This is a genomic window from Polynucleobacter sp. AP-Melu-500A-A1, assembly GCF_018882125.1.
Lineage (GTDB): Bacteria > Pseudomonadota > Gammaproteobacteria > Burkholderiales > Burkholderiaceae > Polynucleobacter.
In genome coordinates this window covers 113,273-127,188 of the sequence record NZ_JACVOZ010000002.1, presented here as the reverse complement: position 1 = coordinate 127,188, position 13,916 = coordinate 113,273, and the positions used below count along the sequence as shown (strand labels likewise).

The following is a 13,916-nucleotide window of genomic DNA, read 5'->3' as shown; positions in this document are numbered from 1 at the left end:
CTTGCTTGATAAAAATCCTTACCAATTATTGGCTACGGCTGCCTTTATTGATCTATTCATACTTTGCGTTTGTTGGGAATGGTTTATCTCTCCTTTACGACCTAATGGATCCTGGCTGATTTTAAAGGGAATACCGCTTCTGTTTGCTATTCCCGGCCTCTGGAAGGGAAAGGTTTACACCATGCAATGGGCTTCCATGTTAATTCTTCTATACCTGACCGAAGGATTGGTTCGTATATTAGAAACGGGTGCTAATTTTTGGTTGGCAGTAGTCGAAATCATTCTGGCAACGACAGGCTTTATTTGTTTATTGATGTACTTAAAACCGATCAAAAAAGAGGCAAAGGCTAAAAAGAAATTACAGGCTGAAGGATGAACCCAAATTTGATTGCCGAGTTTGAAGCTATCTTGAATGGCAAATATATACTGACCGATGAAGAAGCCAAGGCGCCATATCTAACCGATTGGCGCAAACGCTATACGGGCAAAGCGCTTGCAGTACTTCTACCAGCAAACACTTCAGAAGTAGCTGCTATTGTTAAGGTTTGTGCTGCCTCAAATATCGCTATCATTCCCCAAGGTGGACACACTGGCTTTTGTGGTGGAGCTACTCCTGACTCAAGCGGTAAGCAAATTATTATTAACCTTAAGCGCATGAATCAGGTGCGCGAGCTTGATGTTGCTAATCAAACTATCAGTCTTGAGGCAGGCTGCATATTGCAATCAATCCAAGAAAAAGCAGCTGAACAGGGATTTTTATTTCCCCTAAGTCTTGGTGCTGAGGGCAGCTGCATGATCGGTGGCAACTTAGCCACCAACGCTGGCGGAACCAATGTACTGCGCTATGGCAATACCCGCGATCTCTGTCTTGGCTTGGAGCTTGTTACAGCCCAAGGAGAAATTTGGAATGGCATGAAGGGTTTACGAAAAGACAATACTGGCTATGATTTGCGGGATTTATTTATAGGTTCGGAAGGCACGTTGGGGATTATTACTGCTGCAGTCATGAAGCTGTATCCATTACCGATTTCTCAATGGACCACTCTGGTGGCGACACAAGATATTGGCTCTACAATTTCCCTATTAAATCTATTTCAGAAACGCGCCACTTCTTTGCTTACGGGTTTTGAGATGATGACGAAAGAATCATTAGCACTCAATCAAAAACATTTCCCACATATGGCCAATCCTTTAAAAGGAAATCCCCCTTATACGATTTTGATTGAATTATCCGACCACGAAAGTGAAGCACATGTGAAGTTGCTCCTTGAAACGATTCTTGAAGAAGCTTTCGATGCTAGACTGATTTCTGACGCCGTAATTGCCAGCAATCTCAGCCAAGCCAATAGTTTCTGGCACATGCGTGAACACATCACATTGGCGCAGGCTGAGGAAGGAGCTAATTTGAAGCATGACATTACCATCCCTCTCTCCGCCTTAGATAGCTTCATCACCGAAACCGATAGGCTTATTCAAACTCAATACCCAGGCGCTCGAATCATCAATTTTGGACATTTAGGCGATGGTAATCTCCATTACAACATCGCACCCCCTCCCGGAATTGACTTCAAAGCGTTTAATTTGGTCAATGAGAAGCCAATACATGAGCTTGTTTATAAAGAAGTTGAGCGCTGCAAAGGTTCCATTTCTGCTGAACATGGGGTTGGGCAGCTCAAATTGGAGGGTTTAAGGGCTCACAAGGGCGAAGTGGCTCATGACCTGATGAAGGCCATTAAGAAGGCCTTAGACCCCCAAAATATCCTCAATCCCCATAAAGTGATCTCAATTTAAGCATTTTTATTAAACATTTTGATATTCCTGTCATCTCGGCCTATTTGTAATGCGTTGTATGGGCATGGAGGTGACAAATATGTCAACAAGACTAAAACGTTGGGCCCGTGCAATCGAACAGATTGATCTTTCTAAGAGAACAGATCCTGAGGTCGCTATCGGCTATTTAGATAGTAAATACCGTGACATCGCCTGGAGATATATCCGTATTTTAGGCTTTGAGCGCACAATCAGCTTCATGGCCAGCAACAATTTTCATCCAGAATAAGCTTTAAAAATAAACCCTAAATAACTGATTTACTTAGGGTTTTTTCTTCTCTGAATACCCAGAGCGCCAAGAGAACTGCAGCTAGGGATGAACAGATTCCTGAAAAAAGGAATGCTGAGGTGGGACCTACCCCTTCATACATATATCCAAAAATGATTGAAGCAGGAAGTAGCATTATTCCAGAGGCTAAATTAAACCAGCCAAACGCAGTGCCCATCATCCCGGCTGGTGCTAGATCAGCCACCAAGGCCTTCTCTACCCCTTCGGTAGCAGCTTTAAAAAGGCCATAGACTGCAAATAAACCCAAAAGCATCCATACAGTCAGTTCTGTGTAGCCCATGGATGAATAGAAAAATGCAAAAATCCCCCAAGAAATCACAATGAAGTATTTGCGACTGAACCGATCTGACAGTGCCGATAGTGGTGTCCCAAATAATGTAGTGATGAGGGAGATTCCAGCCCAAAGTAAGGGAATTTGCTCTTGCGTCACCCCTATTTCACGAGCCCTCAGTAACAGAAACATATCGGACGAGTTGCTTAAAGCAAATAATGAAACCACAAAAATATAACGTTTAAATTTAAGCGGCATTCCCGCCAAGCTCCATTGGAAACTTTGAGGAGTTAATTCTCGGGCAATTGGGGGATCTTTTAAGTTCAGGGCCAAAATAACCGTAATTGCCGCTGGTAAGGCTGCCCAAAGGAATATATCCCTCAGAGGAATACCAGCAGAGAGAAGAAAGAATGCAATTAAAGGGCCTATCACCGCGCCAGCATTATCCATGGACCGGTGTAAGCCATAGGTAATCCCTCTTTGGCTGGCTGGCACACTTTCTGCCAAAAGAACATCTCTTGGCGAACTACGTAAACCTTTACCCAGTCGGTCAGTAAAACGAATACACAAGACCCCCAGCCAAGAACTCGTAAATGCAATCAGTGGCCTACTAATCCCCGCTAGCAAGTAGCCAATAACAATCCAGGGTTTAGTCTTTTTGCTCCTATCGACGATTACCCCTGAGATCAGCTTGAAGATACTGGAAGTAGCCTCTGCTACCCCCTCAATGATGCCAAGCGCTTTGGGGCCAGCCATTAATACAGATGCTAGATACAAAGGCATTAAGGGATATAACATCTCGCTTGCAGAATCATTCACTAGGCTTATCAGACCGATAAGCCACACCGTTTTGGGAAGAGAAAAGAGAATTTTGAACATGCTCATTTAATGTAGCACCAATCCTAAATATTGAAAAAAGACCCTTCTATCTGTCACAATTGCTTGATCCAGGAAAGAAGAGCTCGTAGGATGAGAGCTAAATCACAATGGAATTACTGACCCTCGGAGTGAAGAATGAGCCAAAGAAAAATAGTTAAAGAATTAATGAAGAAGCTTGATAAGCTAGAAACAGATAGAGAAAAGCTGATTGATAAATTAGCCAAGGCCTTAGATAGGCTCGAGAAGAAAGAGATTAAAAAAGCTACTGCAAAAGTGCCTGTAAAGAAAACTGCTGTCAAAAAGACACCAGCAAAAAAGGTGGTACGAAAAAGGGTACCAGCGAAGAAGGTGGTTGCTAAAAAAGTGGCATCAGTACCCAATCCAACACCAGCATCTAGCAACTAATTCATGGCTAAAAAATCACAAGCAAGTAATCATGAAAATGATTACGATGTAAATCTTAAGCAATTACAAATTGAGCTTGTAAAACTTCAGCGACAAATCATTTCCAGTGGTTCACGTCTCTTGATCATCTTTGAGGGTCGCGATACCGCCGGTAAAGATGGCACCATTAAGAGCATTGTTGAGCATCTGAGTCCCCGTGAGAGCCGGGTTGTGGCACTAAGTAAACCGTCCGATCGCGAGGAAGGGGAATGGTATTTTCAACGCTATATAGCTGAATTACCCTCTTCTGGAGAAATCGTAATCTTTAACCGTAGCTGGTACAACCGTGCTGGTGTTGAAAAAGTGATGGGTTTTTGTACTGATGCCCAATACAAGCAATTTATGGATTCTGTGAATGAATTCGAGAGCTTGATTATTGGCTCAGGAATAAAACTCATTAAATATTATTTGGATATCAACAAAGAAGAGCAAGCAGAACGTTTAAAGTCTCGCGAAACAGATCCATTAAAGCAATGGAAGATTAGTCCGATCGATCAGCAAGCACAAATAAAATGGAAGGACTACAGTCTTGCTCGAAACGCAATGCTTCAAAAGACGAGTTCTAAATTAGCGCCATGGACCGTTATTAACGCAAATAATAAAAAATTAACGCACTTAAATCTCATTAGGGATCTCTTATCTAGACTTGATTATTCCGGTAAAGATAAAACGCTTTTAACAGTTGATTCAGAGGTAGTGATGCCCTGCCCGCCATTAGGAAAAAAAGCGCCGAAATTAGCGCCTTAGATCATTATTTGAAGAAGGCTCTTGCTTCTTCTATCAATTTATCAGGTAGTTCTTCAGGAATGTAGTGTCCGCAGGGCACTGACTTTCCAGAAACTTGATTAGCAACCTGCTTCCAGTCCTCAATCGGATCAAAACATCTATTGACTAGGCCATGCTCACCCCAGAGCACCCTTAATGGCATCTCCAGTTTCTTTTCTAATTGCCTATCGGCGCGATCATGCTCTAAATCAATGGTGGCAGCAGCACGGTAATCCTCACACATAGCATGCATGATTTCAGGATTGCTAGCACCAGCCAGATACTCTGCCCACCTATCTGCTGAGAATATTCCCGTACCTGCATGACGACCCATATGATTCTGTAACCAAAACTCTGGATTTGCACCAATCATCGTTTCCGGTATAGGTTCAGGCTGGATTAAGAAAAACCAGTGCCAGTAGCCCCTAGCAAATTCCATTGTGGTGTTCTCATACATCGTCAGGGTTGGCGAAATATCCAGCACCATTAAACGTAAAACACTTTCTGGAAAGTCAGAAGCGAGGCGGTGAGACACTCTGCCACCGCGATCATGGCCAAGCAAGAAGAATTGATCAAAGCCAAGAGACTTCATAAGCGCATGTTGATCTGTAGCCATGGATCTTTTGGAATATGTCGAATGATCGTGCTTGCCGTGCGGCTTAGAAGACTGGCCGTAGCCACGAAGATCTGCGGTAATCACCGTGTAATCTTGTGCTAAAGCAGGAGCAACTTGATGCCAAATTGCTTTTGTTTGGGGAAAGCCATGTAGCAAAAGCACGGGTGGCCCCGATCCGCCAATTTGGTATGCAATATCAATCTCACCATCTTCTGATGGAATGCTGGCTATCTTTTGTTCGAAGCCGGGAAAACTCACTGTCATTTACATATTCTCAAATATATTATCTTGAAGCCAAAGCTTGAATTTGGGCAACAGTGACATATCCTTTTCCATCAGAATCAATGAAGCTGAAGTGATCATAGATACGGGGCATGCAACCTTTTGCCTCTTCTTTGGTAAGCTTACCATCATGATTCTTGTCGCAACTAGCAAAACGATCCGCAATCTCTTTATTCCGCACTGAATTGTCTGCATGCGATGTTATAGATGCAAATAAACCAATCACCATAAAAGGCAGGCTCTTAATCAACAAAGACATATACTTTATTTAGCTAAAGTTGGCATTGGATTGGCAGAAGTTTCTAAGGCTACACGAACTGCCTTTTGTGCCATTGCGATGAAAGAGTCCACAGATCCAGAGGCTGTTCTGAAGGATTCCCCTTGAATAGTAACCAGTCCCATTCCAAGAATTTCATTAGTATTGCTGTCGGTAATTTTATTTTCAACAACCAATGCTGGTGTCTTTGCATTTACACCAGCAGCAAATGCAGCTGCATTCGTGGCCAGTCCAATAGGAGTGAAGTTCCATGGCTTTAAATAATCATTAGAACTTTCAGCACCAGTAATTCCGGCAGAAACGCGAACCACTCCAGGGCCTGGTTGAGTAACAATCTTGATGTTGCCACGAGCATTAACAGATTCAACCATGGAGGCTTGGAGAGTTGCCTTTGCTCTGGCAATGGATTCGGCGCTCACATCACTAGTAGCAGTTTGATTTAAATAAATTGGCTCTAGAATCACGCCGGTAACCATGCTTGGATTAATGCCATCTTTACGATAACGCCAAATACGTGTATCCGCCTCGATGGTATACATAGGAACTAAGAGGGAATAGTTTGGCAAAAATCCTGATCTTGGCATTGGTTCAGCAGCAAGCTTTGGAGTATTACTACAAGAGGCAAGGATGGCAACAGCCGAAATGATTGCGGCACAAAATCCAATTTTTTTCATATTATTTCCATTCAGTGAAATGTTCAATTCGTGACAAGTCATCATAAAGCCCTTTATCAGATAGACAAGCTTTATTAATCATTCATCAGTCTGAGGGGCATGGCAATGTCCCGCCTGTTTTTTGATGAATCTTGGACTTGCAGTCTACCGTTGCCGATGATTTTGCATTCTGTTTCGCTACTGGGGTTGTGCCAGAAGGAGTTAAAGATGCGCCTTTAGGGAGAATTTCTGCACTAGGTTGTGTTCCCAAAGTTGTTGGTACATCCGTTTTAACGGGCGCTAGACCAGCTGCCAAATAGAATGCCTTATCTGTGCCAGGGCATGGCATAAGCGCTCCTGTCTTGGGATTAATAATAGGCTTGCATTGAGGATCAGCCTCTAAACGTGCTTCTAGTTTTGCAAATGTACAGGCAGACACACCAAGGCACAGACTTGAGGAAATAATCAAAAAATGGGAGGTTAATTTCATCAATGATGGGCAATATATCTACAACGCAATCTATCAAGAGATCAGGCTGCCTAAGTTTGCCCCCTACTCACTTACTTATCCTTAAGAGCAATTGACATAAACGGTAAAGCATTATGTTCTCGAAGTAAGCGATTTACCAATTCAAGAACAATTGTAGATAAATTATCAGCTGACTGATCAGCGCGATAAAAAATTTGTACATTTAGCTGCACACCACGAGACTCAATCTCTTCGCAGACCGTCCGTATTGGTTTTGTATGATCGACAAACGGGTTATCTGTTAGTAACTCTCCAATACCTTCAGTAATGATTTCATTAAGTAGCTGAAGATTTGCCGTTGGACTAACTCCAAAAGGAATCTCTACCCTTTCATAGCCGCCACTACTTGAAGCATTTGATACAGCTTTTTGAATCAAGATTGAGTTAGGGATGAAATGAACCAGTCCATCTCTTGAATGGATGCGCACATTTCTCCAGCCGAGCTCTTCAATGACGCCATCAATATTATGATCTTGAGCATTAATATGAACCCAATCACCTGGTTTAATTGCTCCTTCAAGTCCAATGGTGATGCCACCTAGGGCATCTAGGATTAATTCGCGCAGAGCTAAACCCACTACAGTCAAAATAACAGAAGATGCTGCAAGAACCGGCAAAATATCGCGGTTCAGAACATCGGTGTAGTAAAAACCAAAAAAGGTTGAGTAAATTAGAGTGGAAAGTAGTACTTTAAGCGATCCTTGTAAAGCAGTTTTTTTCGACTTTTGTTTTTCAATAATCCATCTAACTATTAAATTCAAGCTTGCCGCAGTAGCAAAATAATAAAAGGCTGAAAATGAATTTTGCAGTGTGAGCAATAAAATAGAGTTTGTCTTATCGAGTATCGGACTGGAAAATAAGCCAACTTCCACAAAAAAGATGGCAATAAAGCCGCACTCTAGTGAGATGAGTCTTGACAGTTTTTTACGTTCAGCAAATACCCCTTTAAATAGTTTTGGCAAGATGGACATAATAGCTAGAATGAATGCAATGCCAAATGAGAATCGCCAGTCCAACTTACTACCAACGTAAGAGCCAAGCATGGCATCTTTTTTACGCAATCCATAAGATGCCTTAAATTCCGAGAAGTTTCTTTCTCCAGTAGCTGATACTGGATTACCCAAAGAGTTCACAATGTCATTTTCAATGGCAAGACCAGCGGTCTCTGCTCGGTAATCCATCTCGGGAGCCAATACCTCCGCTTTATTCATATCTCGGATGATGGTTGTACCTGTGCCCATATTTACTTCGTCAATAACAAAGCGCAATTTAGACGAATCCAAACTCTTATGTCTAAACGCAACAGCAAGTGGCAACTGACCTAAGGCTAAATCCTTTGCTAAGGCTTCAAACTTAAAAACGCCTCGGTAACGGAATAATCGATATTTCTCAGTTTTTGTATCAGAAGACTCTAAGACGGTAAATGAAGGATTATCTGTAAATAGCGCAGGGAAGAATATGTCATCTGCATTAATTGCTATACCACCACGAAACCAGATATCCATTTCTGCAGTAAAAGTTCTTTTTTCCAGGTTAATAAAACTAATTTCTCTAGGAATGAGGCCTGTAAATATCACTGGGACTAGGTCATATACTCGATTATCGAGTTGAATTTGATTATCGGCAATTTTTTCAGTGAAATTGAAGCGCGATGCATCAGTTCCATATTGAAGTAAATACGGAATTTGTTTGCCATTTTTAAAAGAGACTAGCGTTGGAGGAACGTCACGTTCCTGATTTTGGTCTAGTCTGATTTGCCCCGTAAAAGCTCCGCCCTTAAATTGATTGCCATTGAGCGATAGCAAGTAAGTTTGGAAATTTTTACGTAGCTCTTCTGGTGGAAGTTTTTTCCACTCAGGTGTTTCTTGTTTGAGCTTTTCAATGAAATGGCTTAATAAATAACCCGCATCGTAACCATATGCGTAGGCCCAAGAGGGGTCTGAGCGATTTTTCTTTTGATAAGAGTTGATAAGCACACGAGCTTGTTCATCAGCCATGCTCGGTAAAAATGGGGTTACGCTCATCATGCCATTTGTATAAAATCCTGGCGATAAAATTTCCTTTGGAAACTTCTGAAATTGTTCTGGAAAAGTTGGCAAACTTGCCCCGCCAAAGCCAACGAGTTGCCCAGCATACTTACTATCTCTTAGAGCCTTTACAAGCTGAACTGCATCAGTCGTTGGTAATGAAAACGCAACGTAATCGTAATTAGAAATAGCCTTAATCAGTTGTTCAATACTCTCTGCATCAGGATTTTTTGGCCAAGTTTTTAAAGCAAATTTATCTTTTGAATTCTTGGTATATACCTTTTGAAAGCCAGAGGCATATCCATTGTTGCTATCGCCATCATAGGTAATGAAAACGGCTGAAGAACCTCCTTTTGATTTCAGCAAGATATTGCTGACAAACTCCCCTTGCCTTTGTTGGCTTGGCTGTAGCGCAAAGATCCATTTATCGCTACCTTTGCTATTAGGCGGACCAATCGGCACTAAGCCAGGTACCATCCCCTCCTCTAGCGAAGTGATCATATCCTGATATCCAGCAGCTTGCGTGGGGCCTATCACTGCTAAGGTGCTAAATCCTGCTGCTGCACCGTCTGCTAGGGCGGCCACTACATTCGCATCACCACGATCATCTCGAATAATCAGTCGAACATCATTTGAAATATTTCCAGCTGCTGCTGCATCCTTAAAGCCCTGAGCAAGATCCTGACCAATCATTCGAGTGGGTCCTGAGAAATCTGCAATGGCCACAACATCAAGCAGATCTGCTTTATTTTCTGATTGAGACTGAATAAACTCTGAAACTTGAATGCCGGGGGGCAGTTCGAAGTAAGCAGTTCCGCCCAATATGGCAGCAATGAATAGAATGCCAATGGCGAAGGATTGCAGAACTTGACGCTTTTTAATCTTGAAAGATAAATGCTTCAAGGGCAGTCGAAGCTTAGGTAAGCGGGTTTTAAGGCGGGTAAATAGCTTCATAATGGTAATTGCACCATTAAAAAATTAGGCATATTGCGAAATATATGCCGCCAACTCGCCATTAATAAACTCACGTTACAGCAAATTTTGATGAATTGCGTTTAATTCATCCTGCAATCGAATCTTGTCGAGTCGATCAAAAGATAAGGCAGCCAAAATATCAATGCGATTTTGTAAACCCTTAAACAAGGCTACATAAGCCGACTTCATTTCCATATTATTAGTGCTGCTGATAAGCGCAGGATCGGGGAAGTCCCAATGTGCTGTAGCTGGGCTACCCGGCCAAATAGGGACATCTTCACCCCTCACCTTGTCAGATAGGGAAATAATAAAATCCATCTTTGGCGCACTGGGTGCTGAGAAAACATCCCAGCTTTTCGGTTTTAGAGGCTCGCCTTGATAATTAGATTCATTAATTAATTCGATTGCATAAGGATTTAAGCCATCGCTAGGCATGGAGCCTGCAGAGTAACCTTCAAATTTTTTACTTAAGTGGGTAGAGGCTAAGACCTGAGCCATGATGGATCTAGCACTATTGTGATGGCACAGAAATAAAACTTTGTATTTTTTCATATTAATAATCAATAAACATCATTCAGGAGTGCCATTATTAAAGGGGCGAGCTAGTCCGCCAAATTTTAGAAATCAGTCTAATGGGCACACATGACAAAAATATGACAGAAATTTGACTTAATTCCGAGGATTAAATGCACTAATTAGGTGCAAGAATCAAATGAAAAAAGAAGCTTAGATGGCTACTGCAAAAGTTAAAACATTGCGACCTTCTTTGAACTCATAATCAAGGTGATTTGATAAACCTTTGATAATGGATAAACCTAGCCCCCCAGGCTCTGCCTCTTCCAAAGACAAAGGTTTTGGCTTTGGGGGGGCATTGACTGGATCAAAGGGCTTACCAGAGTCACTGACCGTAATGGCAACCTCTTTTGGAGTAAGCGTAAGGGAGAGCTGAACTGGGGTATTAGCCGCAGAGGATCCTCCATGCATCACAATATTCATCAATATCTCATCTAGACACTGATCTAATGCGATAGCCTTGTTTTGAGGCACTTCATATTTCAGCGCCACGTCATGCAACCAGTCAGCTGCCGTCCTTACTTCAGAGCGATCCGCATTAATAGCTAAGGTTGCCAAGGGGGCTCCTAACATTCGGGGAAGTATTTATAGAGTTATCCAGCGATTGCTTGCTCGGCTAACTGAATATTATTAAAAATGGGCACTAATGAGCTAATCCCTGTTGACTCCAAGGTACCGCTGACATGCTCATTTTCGCCAGTAACAAGTAACATTTTTCCACCCTTGCCTTGTAGCGCTTTTGCATTTTGAATAATTAAGCGTATACCAATTGAGGAGAGAAAGCTGACTTCTGACAAATCTACTATGACGGATGGTTTGGCGCCAGAAGACATTGCAGAAAAACGCGTGGCTATTTCATCAGAACCGGCGCTATCAAGACGGCCGTCGATTTTAATGAGTCTGATGGTATCGAAATCTTTGAAGTCTATTGGCATAGTAGAAGTTGTATATAAAAAGGGTGTAAACAATCAGTTAAAAATGGGGCTATTATAATTTGGATACATAATATATAAGAATTATGACAATTAAAATATCATTCAAACTTCCGAAAATCAATGCTTTTTTGTAGCTTATTTAGATGAATCCAAGTACCTCTCAAGCTGATAGGCAGCAATTAAAGTCCAACTTTTCGATTAGGCAGCTCCTGGCAACCTATTTTTTGGTTGCCGCTCTCATGACGCTATATGAGCTTGCAAAAGAGACCATTTTCAAGGGGCGGCTCACACCCTGGGAATCGCATACGATTACGATCTTTGTGACGGCAACCTTCGCAACAATCACGGCCCATTTCATTAGAGCGAGAACCAATAAGTTAAATGTTGAAATTCAGCAAGCACACAACCAAGCCGCAGACGTGATTGACAATATGCATGATGCGGTCATCATCATGAATAAAGAAGGTTTAATCACAAGATTTAACCCAGCCGCAGAATATACCTTCAAGCTAAAAACTGCAAAAGCTATTGGTAAAAATTTCACCACATTACTCGATCACGAGGATGCCATTGAGTATGAGAATAAAATTCAAGACTACGCCAGTAGTAAAACCTCTCCAATTTTAAGTGGCACCAAAAAGGAAGTACTTGGCAAACGAGTCAATGGCGATATTTTCCCAATGGATCTGAGCATCAGCAGCATGGTCATTGATGGTCATTTAATGTTTTTAGGGGTTGCACGTGATGCTACTGAGTCTAAAAATGCAGAAGCTGAATTGACTCGTCTAAGGCAAATAGAGCAACAGATACATGAAAGCTTAAAACAAGAAGTATCTATTGCAGCAACTATTCAGATGAATATGATTCCACCTAGCGACAATTTATATCCAGGTCATAGTAGGATCAAGGCTTATGGATTAACAAAGCCCGCAAAAGAGATGGGCGGCGATTTTTTTGATGCGTTTTCAATTGATGAAGACCACATTGCTTTTGCTATTGGAGATGTCTCCGGAAAGGGTGTTCCTGCAGCCCTTTTCATGATGAAAATCATGACGCTTCTGCGATCCAATGTTACAAAGTCTACGAACTTGGTTGAGTCTTTGCTGGACGTAAATAAATCCCTATGCTTTAACAACGATAGCAATATGTTTGTAACAATGTTCATTGGAATTATGAATATTCATACGGGCGAGCTGCAATTTATCAATGCAGGCCATGATAGCCCTCTAATAGCTGGAAAAAATCAAGAATTCACCGCCCTTTCAGGACCTAGAAATATGATTTTAGGTATCCACGCAGCCAATACCTACAGTATTGGCAATGCAAAACTTAAACCTGGGGATACTCTTGTGCTGTATACGGATGGGGTGACTGAGGCAGAGGATCAAATGGGGCAATTGTATTCTTTAGATCGGGTTAAGAACTTGCTATCGGCAATCGATAGAAAAAATAGCAAACTCATCGTCGCTAGTTTGCTGCAAGACATCGATCTACATGTGAGCTCGAACCAACAGTCAGATGACATAACAGTATTGGCGCTTCAATACCACTAAGCACTGAGGTTTGATTAGCAATCAATATTATTTGAAAACCTCACAAATGGGCAACAACACCCCAAAAGATCTAATTTAGAAATCCTTAATTGCATGTTAGCAACAATGCCTAAGCACTTTTGGGTAAGCAACAAATCATGAATACGATAATGACTCGTATTCGTGATTTGCTACTATTCGTTATTTTTATCTATATTGACCCGACTAATAATCCAGCAAGCTCCTGCGATCATGATGATAGCCCCGCTCTCATAGAGCAAGATTGAAGGATTTCCATCCTTTCCCTGCAGAATAATTAGTCGACTCAATGCAGTCATTGCAATAAACAAAGGGATTGTTATTGGGATGCGATGACTGGAATAAAAGGCTGCAAGCATCCCAAGTACCTCTGCATAAATAAACATCAGCAAAAGGTCCTGTAATTCAACGCGACTTCTATCAATCAGAGAAAATATTTCTTGACCCATTGCTGCAATCGTAAAAATTGCAATAATGACTAGGAATAACTTTTCAATAAAGCCAATGATATTTTTAACGTTCATACGTTGACCTTTTCAAAAATATTAGAAATTTGATCGTACTACCTTAAACCTTATATAGATGTATTGCTATATTAGCTGATACACCATTTAAATTAGCCCTTAATTTAAATGGGATATTTATTCCCCCTGGAGACAACTATGTTTTTAGGTCACATCATGATTGGCTTATTCGCTAAAAGGCAAATATATGGATAACTTCGGTCCTATTATCCTGATTGAGGTAGTGCTGATCTTTGGGGGAGTCTTGCTATTTGCATGGTGGCAATTACGTGATCTCCGAAAGGAGCGAGAAAAAGACGCTAAGAACAATGCGCAAGACTTAGCTCAAGATAAATAGTCCTACACTTTACCGCGGCGTTCCATGTGATGTACATGCTTGGTCAAGTGATCATCATGGTATTGGGGTCCTTAAAGTCATCTCATCGGCTAACCTGGTATTTAGCCTAAGCAGTACGATCCAAGCGTGCGAAATACGC

The 13,916-nt window shown here is 41.6% G+C and carries 17 protein-coding genes; 7 read left to right on the top strand and 10 right to left on the bottom strand.

What is annotated here, in order from left to right; translation table 11 throughout:
- The first annotated feature begins 1 nt into the window (after position 1).
- The 3 genes from ICN38_RS03990 (at position 2) to ICN38_RS03980 (ending at position 2,059) form a co-directional block, all read left to right on the top strand.
- A complete protein-coding gene (locus tag ICN38_RS03990; RefSeq protein ID WP_370624362.1) occupies positions 2-376 on the top strand; it encodes a DUF2069 domain-containing protein in 375 nt (124 codons plus the stop codon).
- On the top strand, positions 373-1,791 hold the full coding sequence (locus ICN38_RS03985; RefSeq protein WP_216255470.1) for an FAD-binding oxidoreductase: 1,419 nt from the start codon (positions 373-375) through the stop codon (positions 1,789-1,791). Before ICN38_RS03990 ends, ICN38_RS03985 begins: the two co-directional genes overlap by 4 nt.
- 79 nt (positions 1,792-1,870) lie before the next feature.
- The gene (locus ICN38_RS03980) at positions 1,871-2,059 is read left to right on the top strand and encodes a hypothetical protein (protein WP_216255469.1); all 189 of its coding nucleotides are present in this window, start codon (positions 1,871-1,873) and stop codon (positions 2,057-2,059) included.
- A gap of 16 nt (positions 2,060-2,075) precedes the next feature.
- Here the strand turns inward: ICN38_RS03980 and ICN38_RS03975 are convergent, their stop codons facing one another.
- On the bottom strand, positions 2,076-3,275 hold the full coding sequence (locus ICN38_RS03975) for an MFS transporter (RefSeq protein WP_216255467.1): 1,200 nt from the start codon (positions 3,273-3,275) through the stop codon (positions 2,076-2,078).
- A gap of 129 nt (positions 3,276-3,404) precedes the next feature.
- On the opposite strand from ICN38_RS03975, the gene ICN38_RS11605 reads away from it, so the two are divergent.
- On the top strand, positions 3,405-3,674 hold the full coding sequence (locus ICN38_RS11605; protein WP_216255465.1) for a serine/threonine protein kinase: 270 nt from the start codon (positions 3,405-3,407) through the stop codon (positions 3,672-3,674).
- Positions 3,675-3,677: 3 nt separating this feature from the next.
- The gene (gene ppk2 / locus ICN38_RS03965) at positions 3,678-4,460 is read left to right on the top strand and encodes a polyphosphate kinase 2 (RefSeq protein WP_216255463.1); all 783 of its coding nucleotides are present in this window, start codon (positions 3,678-3,680) and stop codon (positions 4,458-4,460) included.
- Positions 4,461-4,464: 4 nt separating this feature from the next.
- Here the strand turns inward: ppk2 and ICN38_RS03960 are convergent, their stop codons facing one another.
- The 8 genes from ICN38_RS03960 to ICN38_RS03925 form a co-directional block, all read right to left on the bottom strand.
- The gene (locus ICN38_RS03960) at positions 4,465-5,358 is read right to left on the bottom strand and encodes an alpha/beta fold hydrolase (RefSeq protein WP_216255461.1); all 894 of its coding nucleotides are present in this window, start codon (positions 5,356-5,358) and stop codon (positions 4,465-4,467) included.
- Positions 5,359-5,377: 19 nt separating this feature from the next.
- Complete coding sequence (locus tag ICN38_RS03955) at positions 5,378-5,635, bottom strand: hypothetical protein (protein ID WP_216255459.1); 258 nt, start codon at positions 5,633-5,635, stop codon at positions 5,378-5,380.
- Positions 5,636-5,640: 5 nt separating this feature from the next.
- The gene (locus ICN38_RS03950) at positions 5,641-6,327 is read right to left on the bottom strand and encodes a DUF3313 family protein (RefSeq protein ID WP_216255457.1); all 687 of its coding nucleotides are present in this window, start codon (positions 6,325-6,327) and stop codon (positions 5,641-5,643) included.
- Between the two features lie 85 nt (positions 6,328-6,412).
- The gene (locus tag ICN38_RS03945; RefSeq protein ID WP_216255455.1) at positions 6,413-6,796 is read right to left on the bottom strand and encodes a hypothetical protein; all 384 of its coding nucleotides are present in this window, start codon (positions 6,794-6,796) and stop codon (positions 6,413-6,415) included.
- Positions 6,797-6,867: 71 nt separating this feature from the next.
- Entirely contained in the window at positions 6,868-9,816 is a 2,949-nt protein-coding gene (locus tag ICN38_RS03940) for an ABC transporter substrate-binding protein (protein WP_216255453.1), read from the bottom strand.
- A 75-nt stretch (positions 9,817-9,891) separates the two neighbouring features.
- Complete coding sequence (locus ICN38_RS03935; RefSeq protein ID WP_216255452.1) at positions 9,892-10,389, bottom strand: arsenate reductase ArsC; 498 nt, start codon at positions 10,387-10,389, stop codon at positions 9,892-9,894.
- A 174-nt stretch (positions 10,390-10,563) separates the two neighbouring features.
- The gene (locus ICN38_RS03930) at positions 10,564-10,968 is read right to left on the bottom strand and encodes an ATP-binding protein (RefSeq protein WP_216255450.1); all 405 of its coding nucleotides are present in this window, start codon (positions 10,966-10,968) and stop codon (positions 10,564-10,566) included.
- 35 nt (positions 10,969-11,003) lie between these two features.
- Positions 11,004-11,345, bottom strand: coding sequence for an STAS domain-containing protein (locus ICN38_RS03925; protein ID WP_216255447.1), 342 nt, complete (start codon positions 11,343-11,345; stop codon positions 11,004-11,006).
- Positions 11,346-11,488: 143 nt separating this feature from the next.
- Between ICN38_RS03925 and ICN38_RS03920 the strand changes: the two genes are divergently transcribed.
- Positions 11,489-12,898: a SpoIIE family protein phosphatase gene (locus ICN38_RS03920; protein WP_216255444.1), complete on the top strand. Its 1,410-nt coding sequence runs from the start codon at positions 11,489-11,491 to the stop codon at positions 12,896-12,898.
- Between the two features lie 173 nt (positions 12,899-13,071).
- Here the strand turns inward: ICN38_RS03920 and ICN38_RS03915 are convergent, their stop codons facing one another.
- Positions 13,072-13,440 carry a phosphate-starvation-inducible protein PsiE gene (locus ICN38_RS03915; RefSeq protein ID WP_216255442.1) on the bottom strand — a complete coding sequence of 123 codons (369 nt, stop codon included), beginning with the start codon at positions 13,438-13,440 and terminating at the stop codon, positions 13,072-13,074.
- 187 nt (positions 13,441-13,627) lie between these two features.
- Here ICN38_RS03915 and ICN38_RS03910 point away from each other — a divergent pair, with 187 nt between their 5' ends.
- Positions 13,628-13,777, top strand: a complete 150-nt coding sequence (locus tag ICN38_RS03910; RefSeq protein ID WP_216255440.1) for a hypothetical protein — start codon at positions 13,628-13,630, stop codon at positions 13,775-13,777.
- Positions 13,778-13,916: the final 139 nt, after the last annotated feature.